A 22,780-nucleotide genomic window follows, 5' to 3' on the forward strand; every position below is an offset into this window, starting at 1 on the left:
AAATCCTCCTACCCTTAAAATAATTGTTTTTGTTAAAATGTGTGTACGTTCACACACTCCTAAATCATAAGTTTTGGTGCCTTTTTTGTCAACGGGGCATATTTCACAGAAATAAAGACAAAAATCTGTTAACTATTCCTCCTGCCTTCCCCCTCTGGGGGAAGGTGGCGCGTAGCGCCGGATGAGGGTCTACAAATTCTGTTCAATATGTATACTCAGCTCCGTATAATTCACCTTCTTAGGCACTGTGCCATACGCCAGATAATTAAACAGAATCTCCAGCGAGAGTTTACCCTGCTTCTCGGGCTCCTGACAGATCGTCGCGGTTATCATTCCCTTGTGGAACATCTCATACTGCACCGCTACAAGGTCATTCGTGATAATCCTTATTTTTCTCTGCGGATCCTCTGCTGCGATAAGCCTGCAGATATCGTAATCCCTCGGGTTGATGACATAAACCACGTTGGTCTCGGGATACTTAATAAGCATCTCTCTGACTGCCCGCTTGTTCTCCTCTCGGTCAAGGGATATGCTCCACTTTCCGAGAAGCTCCATATCGGGATAGCGCGAGTTCATCTCATTTGAGAAGCCTCTGATACGCTCAGTTGCACTCTCCTTGATGCTGTCGTACTCCGTAAAGAAGCATACCTTTGCATCCTCTCCTCCGGCCATTGCAGAAAGTCCTGCCGCAAGCCTTCCGGAAGCGATATAGTCACAGCCCACATAGGCCAGATGCTCTACGCCGTCAAGTCTGCTGTTGTAGAAAACCAGTGGTATGTCACGCTTTTTCTGTTCTTCAATTATCAGATCATTTACGGGAGAAGTGGTGCCTGTTATGCAAACACCATCATACTCTCCGATTGTTTTCTTAAGCGATTTTAACAGGCTCGCCTCTTCCTTCGCGCTGTCAGGATACTCGACTATATCCGTTGTTGCAGCATAGGCTTCCAGGGATTTTGCCTTTTTCTCGGCACTCTCCCTCACCGGAATAAAAAACGGGCTGTACTGTGTCTTGGGAATCATAAAAAGAAACTTTAGCTTCTTTTTCCTGACTGCAAGTCCCTGTGCCACACGGTTGGGTTCGTAGTGGAGTTCCTCGCACGCTTTCTCAACGCGTTCTCTGGTCTCCTGCTTGACGTAGCCTCTGTTGTGAAGCACGCGGTCGACAGTACCGATTGAGACACCGGCCTGCTTCGCTATTTCAGTTATCGTTGCCATTTTCCCCTCAGATGAGTCCTGCGATATCGATGTTCTCTCCTGTTATGCCTTCGTATGCACCGTCAGCGATCTCAGAAGCATCCTTGTGTGCAAGAAGCCACTTATTTGTAGCGAAAAGTGTTCTGTCATCAAGGTTCTTGCCTGCTGTTTCGGTAGTTCCTACGTTTGTTCCCTTTGGAAGTGCGATGAGAACCTTGAAGCCCTTGGAAGCATCTGCGTGGCAGGGTGCATAGTGAAGAGTTGAAGCATAAACCTCAACAAGCACACCCTTAGGGCACTTGAATGCTACAACCTTTGAAGAATCAAGCATGCCGTCCTCGATGTCACTGAGCTTAGCAAGAAGAAGGATGAAATCCTCTGTTCCAAGGTTGAACTCGCTGTCTCTGTGGTACTCCATGCAGTTCATCTTTGTGTTGTGTCCGTTGCAGTAACCAAACTGGAAGGGCATGCCGCCGAAAAGGCTTGTGCCAAGATCCTTGGTATCTGCTGTAGCCATGAGCTTAGGCTCCTCAGCCACATAAACAACACCCTCCGGACAAGGTGTGTCATTCTCAAGTGTCTTAAGAATTTCAGCTACGCTGTATCCCTCAACAACTCTGCCGTACTCTTTGAACTCTCTGTCTGTTACGTTTTTGATTACCATTTTTCTCCTACCTTTCTTTATTGTTATTGTGCTTTGTTTTTCTCATAACCAACTAACGAATTACGTTTTCCGTTAACGTACACACATTATAGGTGAAAAGATGGTGTTGTTCAATTATCAGATTTATACAAAAATTCATTGCTCTTTTTTCGCTATTTCCCTAGAAAAAAAGCAGGATGCGTTTTTGCACCCTGCTTAATAACCTTTATCCTTATGCCGGCAAATTTTTATTCAAGCCCCAACTCTTTCTGCAGATACTCTGCAGCTTCTTTTATAACATCCTCTGAAAATGCAGGTTTAAGATCAAGGGCGGATATAGCATCAAAGTAATCCATGCTCCCTCCGATCCGGCCAAGCTTCATAAATATATCCGTTCCTTTTCTCTTATCCTTCTCAAACTCATTGGCAATATAGATCGCAGATAAATCGCTTATGGAATATGAGATCAGGTATCTTGGAAGGCCTATAGCCTCTACATTTCTATAGAGTCCCGCTCCCTTATCAAGAAGCTTTGGATGCATTTGGACTACGCCGGGTCTATAGAGTCTTGTGAGCTCATTGAATTTATCTATGCGCTCCTGCACACTTGCTTCCGGACATCTATATAAAAATGTTTCAAATTCATGAAATAAACAATACCCTGCAATTTCATCAAGAACTGACGTCAGATGACCTTTTCTGTACTTATCAGCATCCTCACCGAAAAACTTCTCTGCGTAATAATGAGATATAAATTCCATGGACTTGGATGGTATCTCCACCAAATCCTGCACAGGATCCTGAAGCTCCTGGGGCTCCAGCGAATCCATTGACAGCATGGTCTGCATAGCATGACCGCTTTCATGTATCAGATCATTAACACTTTCGGCATCATCAAGAAAGTTTCCGTAAATAAAAGGAACTCTCATTTCGGGTATCCCTACAGTGAACGCCAGCCCTGTTATCCTGGTATCCGTCGACTTAATATCAACATAGCCGTTCTCATTCATTTTTCTGAAAGTATCGCCAAGTACAGAATCCATATCATCATACATTTCCTGTACCTTTTCTCTTATGAACTTCTCATCTCCAAGCGGTTTTGCATTTCCGTCAGCAAAGAATATGTCACTGTCATAGGACGTAAACTCTGAAAGTCCCAGCTCTTTTTGTAATTTCTTATTACTCTTTTCCAAAACAGGAAGTATATATTTCTTTACATTGTCGCAAAACTCTTGGAGCTCATCCTCTCCATAAGAAAATCTTCCTCGCGAAATATTCTCATAATCAAGATAATTCTTAAATCCATTAGCCTTTGCAAGCTTATCCCTTACTTCAACTAACTCTCCTATGAGCTCACCGAATCTCTCACCATTCTCAGCAAAAGCTTTTTCCACGGAATAGCGGGCATTATGTCTAACCTCTGTGTCGGGGGATTTTTTCTTGTATCCTATTTGAGATGCGGAAACCATCTCCCCGTTATATTCATACTTAAGTTCAGACAGACATTTGTGGAGCTCAGTCACAAGCTCGTTTTCTCTGATCAGGAATTCCTCGCCCGCTTCATACAACTTTTTTTCATTTAACTGTTTCTTTATCAGAAAGGCTCCGTATTTTTCTTCAAAGGCCTCGCGATATGCACTGTTTTCGACAACTTCGTAAATTCTCTGTTCACCTGCTACAGCCATTTTTCCGAAAACATATGCCTTCTCTGCATTATTCTCCTCATCAGTCCCGTCAAGATAACTTCTGATGTTAAGAATCAGAGCCATGGTGGCACTATGAGCAACTACCTTCTGATATTCTTTGTATACCTCGTCGAATTCTTCAAAGCTCTCCCCGTTTTTTGCTGCTGTGACTGCCTGACCGATTTTAGCCTCCAACAAATCAAAATCCGGTCTCTCATACTGAATCTCATCAAACCTTTTCATCCCCAAAATCTCCTTCGTTTTTGTCCCCTCTTTTATCAAAAATAAGCTTCTTATCAGTCAGCTTATTTGATTTCCCTCGTAATATTCTTAATCCATCCCTTGCTCATATAATGATGGATTGCAAACGGCATCTTGGCAAATTCATCCGTACACATAAGAATATAAACCGTAAGCGGCGGAAGCTTCAACACAAATGCGCTGATCAGTCCAAGCGGAACCGCAAACGCCCACATACAGGTGATGTCCAGTACCATTCCGTACTTGGAATCGCCGCCGCACCTGAAGAGCGACGCTATGAGCACGGTATTTATAATCTGTCCCATCTGATAGACCACGTTTATGTACAGCATTATTCTCAGATAATGCGCTGCGGTAGCGGATATCTTCACAAGTCCCGGCACAAATGGACTTATTGCAAAAAGCACGGCTCCCGAAACAATGCCCGATAATATGGTAACTCTCAAAATTGAAGAGGCATCTTTTTCCGCGTCCTTCAGACGATTTTCTCCAATCTCTTTTCCTAGCATAATTGATGCCGCACCGGATATTCCAAAGCCCACTACGGTAACCAGATCTCTAGCCACGGAGACCACGGAGTTTGCAGCCACGATGTCGGAACCGAGATGTCCCATGATGATGGAGTTCATGTTAAAAGCAAGTCCCCACATCGCATCATTTATAAATGCAGGAAGTGAATACTTTCCGAAATCCACGATAAGAGCCCTGGGTATTCTGAACATGTTAAACACATTCTTCGGAAGCTCTTTTTGCCTGAAGAAATCAATGATACAGACAGTCAGTCCGATTCCCCAGGATATCGAAGTTGCAAGCGCTGCTCCAGCTATGCCCATCTGCGGAAACGGTCCTATTCCGAAAATCAAAAGCGCATTAAGAATAACGTTTATAATCAGCGTCGATGCTGAGAGGATTGTGGAAAAAAGTACCCTCTCACAGCTTTTCAAAATAGTAAGAAACGGTTGGGCGATTCCGAGGAATATGTAGGAAGCCGCGGCATATCTAAGATAAATTGCTCCGGCATCAATCAGTTCAGGCACATTCGTCCACACCCTGATGACGTGATATGGGAAGAAAAATGCCAGAATAGCCACATTCACAGTCACGACAAGCGAGATAATAAGGCCTATTCCGAGTATCTTGGAGATGACCTTCATATCCCTTTTTCCCCAGTACTGGGCTGCCAAAATTGTCAGCGCAGAATTGAGTCCAAAAAACAGGACATTTAATAAGAACATCACCTGCCCCGCAAGGCTAGATGCCGATATAGAAGTCTGGTCAACTCTTCCAAGCATGACAACATCTGCCATACTCACCGCTGACGCTATTAAGTTTTGCATTACGATCGGGATTACAAGTCTGAAAAGTTCGCGATAGAATCCCTGTCTTGCTGAGATTATCTTTTTCATAGTAAAAAGTGTCTGTATTCCTGTTTATTTCAGTCGTCTTTCATAATTCTGTTATGCAATTTTAGTTGCACTTAATTTTATCGTATATAAAAACTCAAATCCATTATTTACATTTCTAAATTTATATGATATTGTATTGAACGTTTCAAGGATATTCATCCAAGTATTCCATTTTGGTTTTGATGATTTGTTTGAAAGATTTTGCTTATGAAGGGATCCATTTTTATACTTATTTGCTGTTGTTGTAGCATTTTCATATAAAAGCTTACGAGAATACTATCTACTTAGGTCTAAAGTGAAATTTTCTGCAGGGCAGCTAGTTTTACAGAAAGGATCACAATGACTGATTATTTTTATTTGAGAAAAGAGCAACTTGAAAAGCTGCTTAGTAAGTATGAATTAGAAGTAAATAAACTTCCCGACGGGACGCTTGCCATATACAACAATGGAACGCGATGCTATCACCACACTAAAACCGAGGAAGGAAAAAGCACACGTTCCTATATCCCAAAAGAAAACTATGATTTAGTTCGAAAACTTGCAAGAAAAACACTATTACTCGACAACATCCGCGATGCCAAAAACGAACTAGCTGCAATCAAAGCATATCTTAAGGTGCGTAAGAAATGCAGATATAACAATATTCTTTCTAAGGATTCACCATATTTACAATTTCTTTCACCTCAATTTGCCTGGCTGGATGATGATGGCTATGAATCAAATCCCAATCATCCCGAAGCACTTATTATAAAAGCCCCTAAGGGGCAATTTGTCCGCTCAAAGTCAGAAGCCATTATAGCTTATGCTTTATTTGAGAATCATCTTTCTTATCAATATGAGGCAAAGCAGATAATTGACAATATTATTGTATATCCTGACTTTTCTATCAGACATCCTGGTAATGGAAAGACTTATATATGGGAGCATTTTGGACTTGCAGATCAAACAACCTACCAGAATAGCATGACTTCTAAGATCAGGAATTACATAAACGCTGGATATGTGCCAGGTGATAATCTTATCTTAACCTTTGAAACCAAGGATTGCCCTCTTGATATAAGCTATGTTCACACACTGATCCAATATCACTTTGGGCCTTTTGAAAACAGAATTTAGAACGAGCTTTCTTTGTATGCTGGATGGATTTTATTTTCTGTATTTTAATTTCTGCATTTTGATTTTTGTATTTTTCTCTTTGGAACTGCCTATTTTCGCAATATGCTTGATTTATCAGTTTTGTTACCCTTTTTCGGTGTTTTTTGCCCTTTTTAGGCTTAAACTTTTCACAAATAAGTGTTTTTTGAGCATTTGTTACTCTTTATAGCCGCATATAAGAGTAACAAACTTATTGTAATTGTCGATTTGCGAATTTTCCCAGAGCAAAATCACGATTTCGCACCTAAAAAGAGTAACAAACCTATTTTTTCTTTGGATTTGCGAAGTCTCGAACAGGTGAAGGATCGATGAATCACCGGAAATATAACAACACAAAGCCCAAGCCCAGAAGCTTAGCATCTACATGTCCACAGAAAAAAGCGCCGCAGCAAGCCCCCTCGGCAAACCACAGCGCCTCTTATAATGTTTCTTATCTCTGCCGAATTATCTCCACATGAATAACCAGTTCTGTCATGAAATAGGAAACAATTCCACAAACAAATTACTGTGCGGAACCAATTCGCACGAGTGCACGGTAAAGCTTGGCTTCAGCGCGTACTCTTGCTTCCTTGGTGAGCTGCGCATCCTTCAGCGCCTCCTCTGCCCTGGCTTTAGCTGAACGCGCGCGTTCCACATCTATCTCGTCGCTCCACTCCCAGGTGGTTGGCAGCACACGAACTTCTCCATCCATAACGGAAAGCATTCCGCCGATGCAGGCTGCTCTGCGCTCCTGTCCATTACCAAGGGTTACGTGAGCTGTACCCATACCTATGCCTGTGCAGTAATTGGTGTGTCTTGCTAAAATCTCCACATCACCGTCTACCGTGCGTAGCATGATCTTCTCAACTTCGCCCTCATATTCCAATCCATCCAGGGATACGACCTGTAAATGATAAGTAGCCATAAATTAACCTCATCCGTTCTTCTTAGCTTTTTCGAACACTTCATCAATTGTTCCGACAAGCAGGAACGCTGACTCCGGAAGATCATCACACTCACCGTTAAGAATCATCTTAAATCCGCGGATGGTCTCCTTGAGCGGAACGTATTTGCCCGGAAGTCCTGTGAACTGCTCAGCAACTGAGAAGCTCTGTGACAGGAAGTTCTGAACCTTACGTGCTCTGAATACTGTCTGCTTATCCTCATCAGACAACTCATCCATACCCATGATTGCGATAATATCCTGAAGTTCGCGGTATCTCTGGAGAACCTGCTGAACACCCTTTGCTACCTCGTAGTGCTCTTTACCAACTACGTCGGGAGAAAGGATACGGCTTGTGGAATCCAGAGGATCTACTGCCGGATAAATACCCTTCGATGCAATATCACGGGACAATACGGTGGTAGCATCCAGGTGCGTGAATGTTGTTGCAGGTGCAGGGTCAGTCAAGTCATCGGCAGGCACGTATACGGCCTGAACTGATGTGATTGAACCCTTCTTTGTGGAAGTGATTCGCTCCTGCAAAGCACCCATTTCTGTTGCCAGTGTAGGCTGATAACCAACGGCTGAAGGCATACGACCAAGCAGCGCTGAAACCTCTGAACCGGCCTGCGTGAAACGGAAGATATTATCGATGAAAAGAAGCACGTCCTGATTCTTAACATCACGATAATACTCAGCCATTGTAAGTCCGGAAAGGGCAACTCTCATACGAGCTCCCGGAGGCTCATTCATCTGTCCGTAAACCAGTGCAGTCTTGTTAATAACTCCACTTTCCTTCATTTCTCCGTAAAGGTCGTTACCCTCACGGGTACGCTCGCCGACACCGGTAAATACTGAAATACCACCATGTGCCTTTGCTACGTTATTGATAAGCTCCATGATGAGGACAGTTTTACCAACTCCCGCACCACCGAACAAACCGATCTTACCACCCTTAGCATAAGGGCAGATAAGGTCAACGACTTTAATACCTGTCTCAAAAATCTCAGTTGCAGGAACCTGATCTTCGAACGACGGAGCAGGCCTGTGAATAGGCCATCTCTCCTGCGTTGTGGGAGCAGGCTGATTATCAACCGGCTCACCGAGAAGATTGAAAATTCGTCCGAGGCACTCGTCACCTACCGGAACTGAGATGGGAGCAGCTGTATCAACCGCATCGATTCCACGAACAAGTCCATCCGTGGAACTCATGGCAATACAACGAACTACATCATCACCAATCTGCTGTGCAACCTCTGCAACAAGAGTTGCATCACCATTCTGAATCTCAATGGCACTATGCAGATCCGGCAGCTCACCCTCGCCAAAACGAATGTCAAGGACAGGTCCTGTTACCTGTATAACCTTTCCAACATGTTTTTCACTCATTGTGAGTTTTCTCCTTTATGGTTCTTCTGCACCGGCAACAATCTCAGTAATTTCCTGAGTGATGCTTGCCTGTCGTGCTCTGTTATAGTACAAACTCAGTGTTTCTATCATTTCTTCTGCGTTGTCGGTAGCTGCTTCCATCGCAGTTCTTCTCGCTGCAAGCTCACTCGCAACGGAGATGTTGATACTCGAATAAAGCACTCCCGCCAAATACTCCGGAACAACTGTATTGAATACAGTCTCACTGTCCGGCTCGTACAGAATCAGCGATTTCGACTTTTTGGCTTTTCCCTCTTCCGCCTTCAAATCAGACAGCGGCAGGATGGGGCTTGCCTTGGGAACCTGTGACATCATTGATATAAAATCGGTGTAGCACAGGAAAATATGTCCGAATTTTCCTTCTTTATAGGCCTCACAAAGGATCTTCGCTAAAGAGAAACACTCTGAAATGGTTACCTTGGCAACCTCCGCAAATTCCTCGGTGAAAATCGGAACATTTCTGTGTTTGAAGTACTCAACTGATTTCTTACCTATCGGGAGCACTTCAATGTCACGTCCCTTTGTCTCGCTCTCCATGAACTTAAACAGGTTGGAGTTGTATCCTCCCGCAAGTCCTCTGTCACCGGCGATTACAACGTATAGCCACTTATCACTCGTTCCCACCTTGGTGTAGGGAGATTGAAAATCGTGGTTTCCGTTTGCGATGTCCTGAAGTGTTGCAAGCAGTGTCCCCAAATAGGGTTTGGAGTTATCTGCTTTCTCCTTCGCTTTTCGCAGCTTACTTGCCGCAACCAGCTGCATCGCTTTTGTAATCTGCATGGTGCTCTGTACGCTTTTTATCCGGAGTTTCACAGCTTTCATATTAGCAGCCATGTATATTTCCTCCAAAAAGTGTTATCAATGGACAACTTCAGCTATCTCAGCCTTTCTTACTTAAGAAGCTCTCTGTATAAGCCTTGAGCACGTTCTTCATCTTCTCTTCGGTCTCAGCCTCGAGTTTTCCTGTCTCGCGGATAGTCTTCATGACTTCGCTTCCGTCAGGATTACTGTCGAGGTAATCGAAAAGTCCTGCCTCGTACTCGGCAATATCAGTAACAGCAACCTCTGTAAGCACGTTATTGATAACCGCATACAGAATGGCAACCTGCTTTTCAACGGCTACAGGTGAGCTCTTGTCCTGTTTAAGAACTTCCACGATTCTTTCACCCTGTGCAAGACGTGACTTGGTATCTTCGTCAAGGTCAGAACCGAACTGAGCAAAGCTCTGCAGCTCTCTGTACTGTGAATAGATCAGCTTCAGGGTACCGGCAACCTTCTTCATAGCCTTGATCTGAGCATTACCACCTACTCGGGATACGGAGATACCGGGGTTAACCGCAGGCATGATACCTGAGTGGAAAAGCTCGGTCTCCAGGAATATCTGACCATCTGTGATGGAGATAACGTTTGTAGGAATGTATGCCGATACGTCACCGGCCTGGGTCTCGATGATAGGAAGTGCGGTAAGTGAACCGCCGCCGTTTTCATCGGAAAGTTTAGCTGCTCTCTCAAGAAGTCTTGAATGCAGATAGAATACGTCACCAGGATATGCCTCACGTCCCGGAGGTCTTCTGATCAAAAGTGAAAGAGCACGATAAGCAACCGCATGCTTTGAAAGGTCATCATAGATAACCAGCACGTGCTTACCCTTGTTCATAAAGTACTCACCCATTGTGCAGCCTGTGTAAGGTGCGATGTACTGCAGAGGGCTGGGCTCTGAAGCCGTAGCTGCAACGACGATGGAATACTCCATAGCGCCTGCATTCTGCAATTCAGCAACAAGTGAAGTAACTGTTGATCTCTTCTGACCGATTGCAACATAGATACAGATAACATCTTTACCCTTCTGGTTGATGATTGTATCGATCGCAATTGTGGTCTTACCTGTCTGACGGTCACCGATAATAAGCTCACGCTGTCCGCGTCCGATCGGGATCATGGAGTCGATAGCCTTGATGCCGGTCTGCAAAGGCTCTTTAACGGGCTGTCTCTCGATGATGCCCGGTGCCTTGATCTCAACAGGTCTGTAATCATTTGATTCGATAGGGCCTGCGCCGTCAATCGGCTGACCGATCGCGTTAACAACACGGCCTATCATTGCATCGCCTACCGGAACGGAAACAACGCGTCCAGTACGCTTAACGGTCTGTCCTTCGCTGATACCAACATCTTCTCCGAACAGAACCGCGGATACTACTGTCTCTTCGAGGTTCTGAGCCATTCCGAATGTGCCGTTCTCAAATTCGAGAAGTTCTCCCGACATACAGTTCAAAAGTCCTGAAACTCTTGAAATACCGTCGCCGACGGTAAGAACTGTTCCGGTCTCATTCTGAATGATCGCATTTTGATAGTTCTTGATCTGGCTTCGAATCACCTCGGATATTTTTTCTGGTTTTAATTCCATTCTAAAAGCCTCCGTGGGTTTTATTCCTTACATGACTGTCTCGTCAACCTTTTTGCGGAGTTCATCAAGTCTGCCCTGTACTGTTCCGTCATAGAGCTTGCCTTCAATCTCCACCCGGATTCCTCCGAGAACAGCTTCATCGGTTTTTTCAGTTAGCAGAATCTTCTTTCCGCTGACAGATTCAAGCTTTGATTTAAGTGCACTAAGCTGCGATTCGTTAAGCTTAATCGCACTGGTCACGGTTGCCTCCGCAATGCCGTGATCCTTGTTGTAGCTCTCTTTAAATCTTCTCGTACATGCTGAAAACTGTCTCAGTAATCCTCTTTCAATAAGGATCTTGATAAAGTTAAGCAGATACGGCTGGAGCTGTCCGTCAAATGCTTCATCTACCAGTTTCAGTCTCTCTTTTCTCGGAACCGATGGCTCTGATAAAAGAGTAATATAATCGGGATTCTCCTTGAAAATCTCTTTGACCGATTCCATCTGACTTAAGATATCATCCGTAAGGTTTTCCGAAAGCGCCAGATCATACAGACTCTGTCCGTATAAATCTCCAGCCTTGGTCATGACGCCTCCCCTACATTGTTAATGAATTCGTCAATAAGTTTCTTATGATCGTTCTCGTTGATTTCCTTCTCAACGACTTTTCCTGCAATATCCATTGCAAGTCCGCCGATGGTGTCCTTAGCCTCGTTAATGGCTTTCTTCTTTGACTGTTCGATATCAGCCTCTGCTCTCTCCATGAGACCCTTGGCCTGCTGCTCAGCTTCCTTAACGATGTTGTCAGCCTTGCCCTGTGCTTCCTTCTGCGCCTTTGCAACAATGTCTGCTGCCTCGGCCTGTGCGGAAGATAAGCTTGTCTCATATTCCTTCTTCATGGATTCAGCTTTTTCCTTGGCTTCACGAGCTCCCTTTATTTCGTTCTCGGTGAGCTGTCTTCTCTTTTCAATTACCTCTTTGATAGGCTTGAAAAGGAATTTCTTGATGAGCCACATCTGAATGAAGAGGTTGCAGATCTGAGCTATGAACGTCCACGGAACGAGTGTTACTAAGTCCTGTGTGCCCATTCGTTTACCTCCATAATTTCTACTGCGGGGCTTAAACTACTCTGAAATGATTAGTTCAGGTAGCCCATGAATGTGCCGGGTGCAACGAAGATAAGCAGTAGACCTGTAACGAAACCATAGATACCGGTTGTCTCTGCGATCGCACAACCAAGAAGCATGGTACTTGTTACGTCACCCTTACACTCGGGCTGGCGTCCGATTGCCTCAAGAGCCTTTGAAACGGCATTTCCTTCACCAATACCGGGTCCGATACCGGCGATCAGTGCACATCCTGCACCGATACCGCATCCTGCAAGTGCAATACCTTTTGCTAAAATCTGAAAATCACTCATGTTGAAATCCTCCTAAGATTTTTATTATGATTTTTCTTATTTAATTTTCCCCTCATCCGGCACTTCGTGCCACCTTCTCCCCCAGGAGAAGGCATATAGATGAATTAACCCTCTGCTGCGTTTGCGATATACATAATCGTCAGCATTGAGAAAATAAACGCCTGCATACATCCTGTAAACCAGTCAAAATATACGCCCAGGATTGCCGGGAGACCGACGCTCAGGATCGGAATTTGGGAAAGTACATCACCCACAGCGCCCGGTATGAGTCCGAATAATGCGGAAGACGCAATGGCAAGTGCTGCATAGATCAGTCCGTCAATAACAATACCGGAGAGTATGTTACCGAAGTGACGGCAAGCCATACTGACAGGTGTTGCCAACTCGGATAGAATATTGAACGGTGTCATAACAGCTATGGGAGTTGTAAATCCTTTCAGATACCCAAGGAAACCTCCTGCTTTAATCTTGCATGCAGTGATGATAACAAATACGACAATTGCCCATGCCGCTTCTGTCGAAAGATCGGCTGTCGGACTTCGAAGTCCCACAAGGCATATAAGGTTCGACACTATACTCGTGGCGAATATCGCGGATACCAGCGGAATCAGCCAGTCAAACTTCGTGCCACCGGTATTACTTCGAACCAGATTGTGTGCCGCTTCAACGATCATCTCTGCAACCGCCTGGCGCTTTGAAATATTCTCGACCTGAAGGTTTCTCGTCAGGAAGATACACAGCAGCGTTATGATTGCCATTACTATCCAGCTGACAACCAGAGTCTCGGTAATATTGAAATCGCCCAGAATCGGTATGCCGGTGTGGATGGAGTAATATATCTTACTGCCGGCTACTTCAAAGTTCATACTTTATTTTCACCTTCCTTTCCTCGCAGTTAGAATCCCGCGAATTTTTATTAAAATACTGGGAATAAAAAGAGGTATCACACCGGTCACAAGATTGATCGCCGGTACGAAGATAGACAGAATCACCCATAAGAGCTGCATCATCGTGCGATACCGAAGGCTCACTGCCATGGTGCTTCTGGCTCTGTCTGTCTCCTCCTCACTCATCCCCGTGATCTTCTGCACTGTGAGTCCCATCCAAAAGAAGTTACCCACTGCAACGATAGTTCCACCTATCGCACCTAAGAAGACCTTATAATCAAAAGGTACCGTATAGCCAAAAGGCGCATCACTTGGTACCACTTGATGCAAAATAAAAAACAATATTATAACGATAAGGCTGGCCACCGCTGTCCCCACAGCAATAAAAGTGGTCTCCTTTTTGACTGCGTCCTGAATTACCATAAAACTTTTCTCTCCAATCCCCTCATCCGTCAGCTTCGCTGACACCTTCCCCCTAGGGGAAGGCTGTTTAAATATGTTTGTTAAAACTCACTTCGTTGTCCGGGCGTTTTTTCTTTTCGTTCTTCTTATCGACTTCCAGATACACCTTGTAGGCTGTCATGGCTGATCCGCCAAGTCCGAAAAAGAAGCCGATAATATAGACCCAGCCGCCGACTCCGAGCTTCGTAGTCAGCAGATAGCACACAAAAATACAGATGAGGAGCGGTGTTACAAGTGATAACCCAAGCTGCCCCACCATTGCAAACTGCGTCATAAGTTTTGAAAAATCTGTCGTTTTCTTTATCATTTAAGCCTTTTTCCGAGAATTCGTGATAATTCTAAAAAAGTCCGAAATACCGCAACATATATTTCAATAATACAGTTATTTTTCAGAAAAAACAATTGTTAGTAATCGATTTTACAAACATTTTACAAAAAGCCAAGAATGCTTTTATAAGCAATTCCCGGCTTTTTAAGCTGATTATAAAATCAGTACAATATTTTTATTTCTTGGAAATCTTTTTTGCTGCTTTATGAACTATATCGTAGGCAGCATATCGCTCTACCATCTCATAAATTACAATATCCGGATCGTAGCATTCAACCCACGATTCAAACTTCTTTCCGACATCATTCCAGACCACAAGCGTCTCTCCGAAGCTCTCGGCAAAATCCTCTTTCAAATAATTAACAATAAAGCTGTTTCCGACTATCATCACCTTACAGTCATTACCCGCCTTATCATTTACAAAGTGATAGGTCTTAATGCCCTCAAACTCCGAATGCTCTTCGTCATAATTCTCATCCATTACAGCATTTGTGACCTTTCTTTCAAAGTTCTCGGAAACATTTTCCCTTCTGACTCCGCCGTAGAAGCTCATTCCCTGGTCGGTCATATTTATATCAAAATCCGACTCCGCAAGGACACTGAACTTATCCTCCCGGTTTTCGTTTAGCTTTTCCATGACCTTGGTATATCCGATAAAAGCTCCCCTCTGGGTCCAATGCACGGGATCTCCGTATTTGCTGTAAACCTCGTAGTTACTCTTCTCAGCAATAAAATCATCCTTAAGAGGAATCACCGGTACATCCGTCCTCGTCTCAAGGGTTTCAATAAACTGATCAGTCCTAGAATAATCTCCGTACTGATTAACACTTGTCGGGAAGTACTCAGGATAGATGGTCTGCTTATCCCAGCACTGCATATAATAAAACTCGCAGTCCCTGCCCTTAAGATAATCCGATATAGTCTGGAAATCGGAAGCGATTCTATCCTTTTCCTCGTCAGTGAACAGATTGAAATGCTGATAGGTTTCCACCATATCATTTTCAATTATGTTGAACTCCCCATCCGGGCCGAGTCTGTATCTCTTGCCATTTTCCATTCTCCCGAATACGTGGTACTGCATCAGCGCATTCATAGAGATTATCTGATCTCTGAAACCGAGCCTGTCGTTAAGGTAGTTCTCTATATCTGTGGGAAGCTCCTTATTAAAACTGCCATCTTTTCTAAGCTGCGGAAAACCTGCAAGCGTTCTGTTTTCCTGCTCAGAGATGGCATCCTCATCCCTGTTAATAAAAATCAGAGGAAGAAGGAGCATCACCGCAAATCCGATTATGTATATTTTCTCTAAAAGCTTACTTTTCATAATCACCCTTAATCAAAATTGGAAGTAGATGAACGGATTATAGGTTCCGGACATAACCCTCATAATTGCAAGAAGGAACATTCCGTATACCGCTACCAGCTTTATAACGCCGTACGCTGTGCCTGGCATCTTTGCATCGCAGAGCTGTTTCAGGCGTGTAAAACCTCCGATTATATCAAATACAGCAATGGCCATTACAACCAGAACCCAGTTATTTACATACCAGGAGATTTTAAATCCGGGGATTCCGGACAATCCGATTCCAAACATTGTGCCAATATACTTCATGGCCAGCGCAAAGTTATCCGCTCTAAAGAGCACCCATCCTGTGTTGATAACAAAAAGCGCATATATATGCCTCAAAATATTTTTTCCTGTCGCATTCTTTTCATCCGCAGAGGCACTCTTTCCGTGGCCTCTAAGGAGTCTCTCCACAACAATAAAGAACCCGTTCCAGGCGCCCCAGATTACAAAGTGCCAGGATGCACCATGCCAAAGACCTGTCAGCATGAATACGATGATGAGGTTCCTGTATAGGTGCTTCCTGTTTCCGCCAAGGGGAATATAAACGTAGTCCCTGAACCAGGAGGACAGCGATATATGCCATCTTCTCCAGAACTCGGTAATGTTCTTGGATATGTATGGTCTGTTGAAGTTCTCGCAAAAATGGAATCCGAGCATCCTTCCTATACCGATTGCCATGTCACTGTAGCCTGAGAAATCATAAAAAATCTGCAGCGAATACGCGATACTTCCAAGCCAGGCAATCGCCACTGTGTTATTGGATATTCCCGCATCCCATATGGTATCAACCACCTCAGCCATCGTATTTGCAATTATGGCTTTCTTAGAAAGGCCGATTACAAACCTCGTAATACCTGCAGAAAAGTCCGCCATTCCGGGATTCCTGTTATCAATCTCATTTTCTATATCGATGTATCTGACAATCGGTCCGGCAACAAGCTGCGGGAACAGAACAATATAAAGGGCAACCTTGAGCGGGTTCTTCTGAACCCTGACATCACCCTTGAAAACATCGATCACATAACTCATTCCCTGGAAGGTAAAGAAGGAAATACCGATAGGCAGAATGATTCCCCTAAGAGGAATTGATATCCCAAAGGCATCATTTAATGTCTGAATGGAAAAATCCAGATATTTGTAGTAAAAGAGAAGCAGCAAGTTGCAAACAACTGCCAAAAACAGAACCGCCTTCTTTTTATGTTCAAACAGACTCATAAAAAGAGCGGACAGATAATTGATTATGATACTTGCCACAATGATCCATAAATACTGAGGCTGCGACCACCCAAAGAACACCAGACTCATGATAAGGAGCCATGCATTCCTATAGGTCTGGCTTCTTATGATATAGCAGCCGATAAGCGTCAGCGGCAAAAAACAAAACAAAAAAACTGTAGAACTAAAGACCATAAAAGCTCCATCTCTTGAAAAGAGGTCCCGACAACGCGGAACCTCCTACATTTTTTATTCCTCTACAACCGTTTTGATGTGAAGCTCTTCGAGCTGCTTCTCGGTAACCTCTCCGGGAGCACCCATCATGATATCCTGGGCGTTCTTGTTCATCGGGAAAGGTATAACCTCTCTGATTGTAGGCTCACCTGAAAGGAGCATGATCATACGGTCTACACCGGGAGCAATTCCTGCATGCGGCGGTGCACCATAGCAGAATGCATTGTACATTGCAGGGAACTTAGCTTTAACATCCTCTTCGCCAAGGCGTACAAGCTCAAATGCCTTGATCATGATCTCGGGATCATGGTTACGAACAGCTCCTGATGAAAGCTCGATACCGTTACATACAAGGTCATACTGATCAGCCATAATATCAAGCGGATCCATCTCACCGCGCTCAGCCTTAAGAAGTGTCTCCATACCGCCTGTGGGCATTGAGAAAGGATTGTGGCAGAACTCAAGCTCGCCTGACTCCTCACCGATCTCATACATCGGGAAGTCAACAATCCAGCAGAAGGAATACTGCTCCTTATCCATATGTCCGGGAACAGCAGCGCCGAAGGTCTTAACAACCACACCTGCTGTCTTCTGTGCCTGAAGAAGTTTGCCTGAGCTGAGAACTACGAGGTCACCTGCCTTAAGACCAAGTGTTGAAATAACTGCATCCTTGTTCTCCTGAACGAACTTGGCGATACCGCCAACAACTTCGTTATTCTCATCTATTCTGAACCAGTAAGGCTTAACACCTGCCTGAACCTCAACGTCAGCGATGGTCTTATCGATGAACTTGCGGCTCTCCTTGAAATCAGAGATAACAACTGCCTTAATTCTTACATCCGTATCGCTTCCATCTTCAGCCTTGGTAGCAAAAGGACCAAATCCGCAATCCTTAAGAACCTCTGTAGCATCCTGAACAGTAAGATCGATACGAAGGTCGGGCTTATCTGAGCCATACTTCTCCATAGCTTCACGGTAAGGAATTCTTGCAAACGGAGCACCTGATGCTCTGTCATATGTGCCATATTTAGCAAAGATCGGAGGAAGAACATCCTCACAGATCTCAAATACATCTTCCTGAGATGCGAAAGCCATCTCCATATCAAGCTGATAGAACTCACCGGGACATCTGTCACCTCTTGCATCCTCATCACGGAAACAGGGTGCAATCTGGAAATAGCGATCGATTCCGGAGGTCATAAGAAGCTGCTTGAACTGCTGAGGAGCCTGGGGAAGCGCATAGAACTTTCCGGGATGCTTTCTCGCAGGAACAAGGTAATCTCTTGCACCTTCGGGAGATGACACTGTAAGAATAGGTGTTGTGATCTCCATGAAGTCATGCTCGATCATAGATGCTCTAAGAGCAGCTATAACATTACTTCTAAGGATAATATTCTTTTTAACCTCAGGATTTCTAAGATCAAGATAACGATATTTAAGACGAGTTGTCTCATCTGCCTCGCGGCTTCTGTTTATCTCAAAAGGAAGCTCGTTGTATCTGCAGCGTCCGAGAACCTCTATCTTCTCGGGAACGACCTCGATATCACCTGTCTCCTGCTTGGGGTTCTTGGAGCTTCTCTCCCTAACTGTACCCTCAACGGAAATAGTTGACTCCTTATTGATTGCCTTAACAACCTTCATCATGTCCTCGGTCTCAACGACAATCTGTGTTGTTCCATAAAAATCTCTCAATACCACAAAGCCAAGCTCAGCTCCGACTTCACGAAAATTCTCAAGCCAGCCTACAAGCTTAACTTTATTTCCCACGTTCTCGGCTCTAAGTTCGCCGCATGTATGTGTACGTGACTGCATTTCTAATACTCCTTAACTAAACTACGCATTTGGCGCGAAAATATACCAGAAACCATTTTAGCACAAATAGCTCACCTATGTTATTAATTTTTCAGCTCATCCCGTCTGTTTCATAGGCAAGCATATAGCCTTCATGGCCGCCTCTTGCATCCCACGCCGCATAGATTCTGTCTATAGGAGTATGACCGTTTTCTTCACTTATGTCAGTAAGTATCAATATTACCTGGTTTTTGCCGTTCGGCGCTATAACATCATTACTTCGGAGGTTATCGGTAAGTACGTCGATAAGGATCTGCATTACTTCCTCGGCGACTTCTCCGCCGTCCTCTCTTGTAACAATAAACTGCACGATCCAGACATTCACAATGGTTCTCTTCGCCATTCTGGAAAAGAGTCTGTAGACCATCTGCAATTTATCGAGATCTACAAGATATGCACCTTTCTGACTTCCGCGCTCCTCGAGAAGCATCTTTATTCCGGCAACGCCGTTCGCTTTGAGTTCGCTTTGATCGTTGCCATTCATGCCGCTGCTTCTGAACATATCATATCCGTGTTTTCCGTTTTGCTTTACATTATAAAGCGCTTTATCGGCTTTTCTGAAAAGCTCCGAATAATCCGTTCCCTCTTCAGGGGCACAGACAGCTCCGATGGAAACACCCAGCGGTATTCCCATCTCCTTACCCATGATATCTTCTCCGGATTTCAGTATCTGTTCGTTCAGATATTTTTCTTTCTCTGAAACCGCCAGCTCATCATTGGCTCCTTTTATAAAGGTCACAAATTCATCTCCGCCGATTCTGCCCACAAAATCATCATCACGAATGCAGGACCTGATTAGTTCCGCAAATTTAATCAGAACCTTATCACCTGTCTCATGTCCGAATACATCATTAACAAGCTTGAAATTATCAAGGTCAATTACCATCAGGATACCATCAGTATTCTTGCACATTTCTTCCAGTGCCAGCTGAGTATATCCCTTATTCCAGAAGCCTGTCATCGGGTCTATCTTCGCTTCCTTTTGCCATCTCTCGAGGCTGTTAATACCGAGGCCGATTCTTCCTATCATCCAACCGATGAAGATTACAAAGAGGGTGCATACCGTAAAGAGATATGCTTTGAAATAAGCCCTTTCAAAAATCTGGGATTCCTTCATAACATGGAAGCTTTCCTGTCGTATTACATTTTTTCCTGCAGAGTCATATACCTCCACATTTAATTTGTAATCTCCATAAGGAAGGTTCATGTAGCTAAGAGGACCTATCTCCCTTTGAGTGCATATTATGCCTTCGTCTCCGCTCCCCTCAAGTACTATGTGTACAATAGGATTGGATAGAGTAAAATTCAAAACGGCAACATCAAAGGTTACCCTGCCTGAGGTAGCGGGAATTAAATAATTTCCGTTTTCGTCAGGTTGAATTATTTCATTGTCCGCTGTAAGCTTTCCAACCTTTATAGCATAGTTCTTTTCCTCAAAAGTCTCACCGTTAATGCCTATTCTTCGTACACCGTCAGTACAGCATAGATACAAATTCCCATCGTAAACAGCGTTGTGGGAATTGGCCGTAAGAGTTGAATAAAGTCCCTTACTCTTATTAAAAAGCGTATAGCCCATGTCCTCGACATTATTTATCAGATCTTCTCTTTCCACTATATAGATTCCGGCACTGGAGGTTATCCACACCCTTCCGTCGTCGGTAAACTGTACATCATAATTGTTTTTGTACGGGAAATTCGTAAGTCTGGTTACCTTCTGATCCTTGTAATAATAGAGCGCATTACTGGTAACATAGATATATTCCCCATCTCCGCAGGGAACGATCTTCAAAATAACAAGGGATTCCATACCATCATCCTTGGCATAGCGATATATAATCTTTCCCTCGGAAATAATCATTATACCCCCGCCGTCTGTTCCGACAAGCAGATCTCCGTTTGCAATTTCAACCATAGTAAGAACCTGAGTTGTCAGCCCATCCTCTTCACCCATGGTTCTTTTTACAACACCTTTTCTTATAAAATTAAGTCCCGTACTGGTAGCTGCTACAATTGTGCCATCCTCAAGTTCCGTGACACATCTGAATTTACCGCCTAAGGTTCCCCTGTTTCTCTCATTATAGGTCTCTATTCCGCCGTCAGTTTTTAATTCTATAAGTCCGTGTTTCCCATAGGTGCATGCCCATATATTGCCCTGTGAATCCTCCATGAGGTCACGTATTCTTACATTCTTGAAGTAGTTTGGATGATCAATAGGAACTGCGTAATAAGTCTTTAAATCTATGGTAACAAGCCCGCTGTTGGTTCCCACATACAAAAGGCCGTCCTTCACAAGGACGCAGTTTACTACATCCTTATCAACGTTCGCCCTGGCAAAAATGTCCATGAAAGGATTCCAGGAATATCGAAGTATTCCCTGCTTATTGGATACAAACCACACGTTCCCCTGATAATCCACAGTTATATCCGTAATAGAGCTGGAAAAATCGGCAACGGACATACTCGTACTTATTCCCTCTTTGGTCATAAAACCGTTGCCCTTCTCGCAGCAGTAAAAGTACCCATTATTTTCCTCGGAATAATATATCTTGTTAAAATATTCAGCGTCATCCACCGAATACCTTCTGCCCTCTATTACCTGCTTATTTACTACGGTAACACACACAACAAAATCAGAGGTTGTGCCTACAAGAAACTCATTATTGTCTCCGGTTCCTACTGCGGAAAAAGATGCCATATCTTCTTTCAGCTTCATCTTGCTTATGAGCTGATTCCCCTCTGTAAAGAAAAGCTCGCCGCCATTTGTAACACCTCCCACTATGCCATGATCGTTACATACCATAGAGCGCACACCGTTTATCTCCTCATCCGGATATTCCTTGATCCTTCCGTCTGCCCCCACTATACAGAGTCTTGTTGCTGTTGCAACAAACATATTTCCGTAAGGATCCTCACAGAAATGCCTTATGGAATTTGAAGACAGTCCCTCAAAAACCGTATAGAAAAGGATCTCCCCATTATTGGGGTTATACTTTGCCATTCCGCTGTCATTGGTACCGATCCAGAGACATCCCTTTGTATCCACGTACAAAGTCATGACGTTACTAATTCTCTCATCAAGTATAACTTCCTCGAATTTATTTCCGTCACATCTGAACAGCCCGGCATAGGTTCCCGCCCAGACATACCCATCTGGTGTCTGTGCTATCGCATTTATCTCCATCGTAGCCAGTCCGTCATCGGTATCATAGATAACAGCTGCATATTCTGACTTTATGTCAAAAGCTTTTACCTGTATGGAAAACACAAGAGAAGCAAGCGGTATCAGGGCCAAAAGAAGCATACTTCCGGAAACAGTCTTTTTCCTTCTGTCCGTAATACTCATATGAATGCGCACAAACAGTGTTGCGATAAGAACACTTAATACCTTATCAGGAACATTTACAAATGCATCTCCAAGAAATGACCATACTACCGGAACATTTACGTCCCTGGATATCATGTCTATCAGTCCGTCGCCCCAGATATTTCCCGTCCTTCCCTCATAAAAATGAAGACTTAGGGGCGTCGAAATACACACCGACAAAAGTCCGCAGAACATGGCTGTTGCCAGCACTCTGAATAAGGAATAGTTTCTTGATTTTGAAAAGATGATACCTGCTGCTATTCCTATAGCAATAGATACCAAAGCATACGCAAGATTTATCGGATTTTCAAATGCGGTAATAATATTCAGACTTGCACCACAAATAGCTCCGCCTACAGGACCGAGCTCAATCGCCGCAATAATAGTTCCGATAGCATCCAGCCAGAAGGGCAGCTGAAGTGCGGAAGCAAATTCTCTTCCTATTAAGTTGATGAGAATGCAGACAAGCATAAGCACATAAGTCTGCCATCTCTTTAGCTTTTCCATTATGTCCCCTTCACAAGCCTTTTTGTGCAAGTATACTGGTCGCAATTTTACAAATTAATTCTATCACTGAGCCTTATTTGCACTCAA

The 22,780-nt window shown here is 43.9% G+C and carries 19 protein-coding genes; 1 reads left to right on the forward strand and 18 read right to left on the reverse strand.

The window, feature by feature from the left end; all coding sequences use genetic code 11:
• Positions 1–189: 189 nt before the first annotated feature.
• The 4 genes from BLR42_RS03400 to BLR42_RS03415 all read right to left on the reverse strand — a co-directional run bounded on the left by BLR42_RS03400 (position 190) and on the right by BLR42_RS03415 (position 5,192).
• On the reverse strand, positions 190–1,218 hold the full coding sequence (locus BLR42_RS03400; protein ID WP_022761148.1) for a LacI family DNA-binding transcriptional regulator: 1,029 nt from the start codon (positions 1,216–1,218) through the stop codon (positions 190–192).
• 7 nt (positions 1,219–1,225) lie between these two features.
• Positions 1,226–1,861 carry a DUF4867 family protein gene (locus BLR42_RS03405; protein WP_091866660.1) on the reverse strand — a complete coding sequence of 212 codons (636 nt, stop codon included), beginning with the start codon at positions 1,859–1,861 and terminating at the stop codon, positions 1,226–1,228.
• Positions 1,862–2,088: 227 nt separating this feature from the next.
• Complete coding sequence (locus BLR42_RS03410; RefSeq protein WP_091866662.1) at positions 2,089–3,768, reverse strand: M3 family metallopeptidase; 1,680 nt, start codon at positions 3,766–3,768, stop codon at positions 2,089–2,091.
• Between the two features lie 62 nt (positions 3,769–3,830).
• Positions 3,831–5,192, reverse strand: coding sequence for an MATE family efflux transporter (locus BLR42_RS03415; RefSeq protein ID WP_091866664.1), 1,362 nt, complete (start codon positions 5,190–5,192; stop codon positions 3,831–3,833).
• A gap of 339 nt (positions 5,193–5,531) precedes the next feature.
• Between BLR42_RS03415 and BLR42_RS03420 the strand changes: the two genes are divergently transcribed.
• A complete protein-coding gene (locus BLR42_RS03420; RefSeq protein ID WP_091866666.1) occupies positions 5,532–6,308 on the forward strand; it encodes a hypothetical protein in 777 nt (258 codons plus the stop codon).
• 541 nt (positions 6,309–6,849) lie between these two features.
• Here BLR42_RS03420 and atpC read toward each other — a convergent pair.
• The 14 genes from atpC to BLR42_RS03490 form a co-directional block, all read right to left on the reverse strand.
• A complete protein-coding gene (gene atpC, locus BLR42_RS03425; protein ID WP_022761142.1) occupies positions 6,850–7,251 on the reverse strand; it encodes an ATP synthase F1 subunit epsilon in 402 nt (133 codons plus the stop codon).
• A 9-nt stretch (positions 7,252–7,260) separates the two neighbouring features.
• Positions 7,261–8,658: a F0F1 ATP synthase subunit beta gene (gene atpD / locus BLR42_RS03430; protein ID WP_022761141.1), complete on the reverse strand. Its 1,398-nt coding sequence runs from the start codon at positions 8,656–8,658 to the stop codon at positions 7,261–7,263.
• Positions 8,659–8,673: 15 nt separating this feature from the next.
• Complete coding sequence (gene atpG / locus BLR42_RS03435) at positions 8,674–9,531, reverse strand: ATP synthase F1 subunit gamma (RefSeq protein WP_091866668.1); 858 nt, start codon at positions 9,529–9,531, stop codon at positions 8,674–8,676.
• A gap of 46 nt (positions 9,532–9,577) precedes the next feature.
• Positions 9,578–11,101, reverse strand: a complete 1,524-nt coding sequence (gene atpA / locus BLR42_RS03440; RefSeq protein ID WP_022761139.1) for a F0F1 ATP synthase subunit alpha — start codon at positions 11,099–11,101, stop codon at positions 9,578–9,580.
• 27 nt (positions 11,102–11,128) lie between these two features.
• On the reverse strand, positions 11,129–11,668 hold the full coding sequence (atpH, locus tag BLR42_RS03445; protein ID WP_022761138.1) for an ATP synthase F1 subunit delta: 540 nt from the start codon (positions 11,666–11,668) through the stop codon (positions 11,129–11,131).
• Positions 11,665–12,168, reverse strand: a complete 504-nt coding sequence (gene atpF / locus BLR42_RS03450) for a F0F1 ATP synthase subunit B (RefSeq protein ID WP_091866670.1) — start codon at positions 12,166–12,168, stop codon at positions 11,665–11,667. The genes atpH and atpF overlap by 4 nt, the downstream gene beginning before the upstream one ends.
• A 50-nt stretch (positions 12,169–12,218) precedes the next feature.
• The gene (atpE, locus tag BLR42_RS03455) at positions 12,219–12,500 is read right to left on the reverse strand and encodes an ATP synthase F0 subunit C (RefSeq protein ID WP_022761136.1); all 282 of its coding nucleotides are present in this window, start codon (positions 12,498–12,500) and stop codon (positions 12,219–12,221) included.
• Between the two features lie 104 nt (positions 12,501–12,604).
• Positions 12,605–13,366, reverse strand: coding sequence for a F0F1 ATP synthase subunit A (locus BLR42_RS03460; protein WP_022761135.1), 762 nt, complete (start codon positions 13,364–13,366; stop codon positions 12,605–12,607).
• 9 nt (positions 13,367–13,375) lie between these two features.
• Positions 13,376–13,855, reverse strand: coding sequence for an ATP synthase subunit I (locus BLR42_RS03465; RefSeq protein ID WP_242879169.1), 480 nt, complete (start codon positions 13,853–13,855; stop codon positions 13,376–13,378).
• A 22-nt stretch (positions 13,856–13,877) separates the two neighbouring features.
• Positions 13,878–14,156 carry an AtpZ/AtpI family protein gene (locus BLR42_RS03470; RefSeq protein WP_022761133.1) on the reverse strand — a complete coding sequence of 93 codons (279 nt, stop codon included), beginning with the start codon at positions 14,154–14,156 and terminating at the stop codon, positions 13,878–13,880.
• 196 nt (positions 14,157–14,352) lie between these two features.
• On the reverse strand, positions 14,353–15,498 hold the full coding sequence (locus tag BLR42_RS03475) for an alginate O-acetyltransferase AlgX-related protein (protein WP_091866673.1): 1,146 nt from the start codon (positions 15,496–15,498) through the stop codon (positions 14,353–14,355).
• A gap of 12 nt (positions 15,499–15,510) precedes the next feature.
• Positions 15,511–16,932, reverse strand: coding sequence for an MBOAT family O-acyltransferase (locus BLR42_RS03480; RefSeq protein ID WP_091866674.1), 1,422 nt, complete (start codon positions 16,930–16,932; stop codon positions 15,511–15,513).
• Positions 16,933–16,986: 54 nt separating this feature from the next.
• Positions 16,987–18,783, reverse strand: coding sequence for an aspartate--tRNA ligase (aspS, locus tag BLR42_RS03485; protein WP_091866676.1), 1,797 nt, complete (start codon positions 18,781–18,783; stop codon positions 16,987–16,989).
• A gap of 91 nt (positions 18,784–18,874) precedes the next feature.
• Positions 18,875–22,693, reverse strand: coding sequence for a ligand-binding sensor domain-containing diguanylate cyclase (locus tag BLR42_RS03490; RefSeq protein WP_091866678.1), 3,819 nt, complete (start codon positions 22,691–22,693; stop codon positions 18,875–18,877).
• Between the last annotated feature and the right edge of the window lie 87 nt (positions 22,694–22,780).

Origin of the sequence: Butyrivibrio sp. INlla16, from assembly GCF_900104155.1 — a bacterium.
In the GTDB taxonomy this organism is placed as follows: Bacteria; Bacillota; Clostridia; order Lachnospirales; family Lachnospiraceae; genus Butyrivibrio.

What these genes read in the sequence shown, in the direction of transcription:
- atpD (WP_022761141.1), bottom strand. Translation starts at nt 8,658, where the DNA reads ATGAGTGAAAAACATGTTGGAAAGGTTATACAGGTAACAGGACCTGTC.
- BLR42_RS03400 (WP_022761148.1), bottom strand. Translation starts at nt 1,218, where the DNA reads ATGGCAACGATAACTGAAATAGCGAAGCAGGCCGGTGTCTCAATCGGT.
- atpG (WP_091866668.1), bottom strand. Translation starts at nt 9,531, where the DNA reads ATGGCTGCTAATATGAAAGCTGTGAAACTCCGGATAAAAAGCGTACAG.
- atpC (WP_022761142.1), bottom strand. Translation starts at nt 7,251, where the DNA reads ATGGCTACTTATCATTTACAGGTCGTATCCCTGGATGGATTGGAATAT.
- BLR42_RS03475 (WP_091866673.1), bottom strand. Translation starts at nt 15,498, where the DNA reads ATGAAAAGTAAGCTTTTAGAGAAAATATACATAATCGGATTTGCGGTG.
- BLR42_RS03420 (WP_091866666.1), top strand. Translation starts at nt 5,532, where the DNA reads ATGACTGATTATTTTTATTTGAGAAAAGAGCAACTTGAAAAGCTGCTT.
- atpH (WP_022761138.1), bottom strand. Translation starts at nt 11,668, where the DNA reads ATGACCAAGGCTGGAGATTTATACGGACAGAGTCTGTATGATCTGGCG.
- aspS (WP_091866676.1), bottom strand. Translation starts at nt 18,783, where the DNA reads ATGCAGTCACGTACACATACATGCGGCGAACTTAGAGCCGAGAACGTG.
- atpF (WP_091866670.1), bottom strand. Translation starts at nt 12,168, where the DNA reads ATGGGCACACAGGACTTAGTAACACTCGTTCCGTGGACGTTCATAGCT.
- atpE (WP_022761136.1), bottom strand. Translation starts at nt 12,500, where the DNA reads ATGAGTGATTTTCAGATTTTAGCAAAAGGTATTGCACTTGCAGGATGC.
- BLR42_RS03415 (WP_091866664.1), bottom strand. Translation starts at nt 5,192, where the DNA reads ATGAAAAAGATAATCTCAGCAAGACAGGGATTCTATCGCGAACTTTTC.
- BLR42_RS03405 (WP_091866660.1), bottom strand. Translation starts at nt 1,861, where the DNA reads ATGGTAATCAAAAACGTAACAGACAGAGAGTTCAAAGAGTACGGCAGA.
- BLR42_RS03490 (WP_091866678.1), bottom strand. Translation starts at nt 22,693, where the DNA reads ATGGAAAAGCTAAAGAGATGGCAGACTTATGTGCTTATGCTTGTCTGC.
- BLR42_RS03470 (WP_022761133.1), bottom strand. Translation starts at nt 14,156, where the DNA reads ATGATAAAGAAAACGACAGATTTTTCAAAACTTATGACGCAGTTTGCA.
- atpA (WP_022761139.1), bottom strand. Translation starts at nt 11,101, where the DNA reads ATGGAATTAAAACCAGAAAAAATATCCGAGGTGATTCGAAGCCAGATC.
- BLR42_RS03410 (WP_091866662.1), bottom strand. Translation starts at nt 3,768, where the DNA reads ATGAAAAGGTTTGATGAGATTCAGTATGAGAGACCGGATTTTGATTTG.
- BLR42_RS03480 (WP_091866674.1), bottom strand. Translation starts at nt 16,932, where the DNA reads ATGGTCTTTAGTTCTACAGTTTTTTTGTTTTGTTTTTTGCCGCTGACG.
- BLR42_RS03460 (WP_022761135.1), bottom strand. Translation starts at nt 13,366, where the DNA reads ATGAACTTTGAAGTAGCCGGCAGTAAGATATATTACTCCATCCACACC.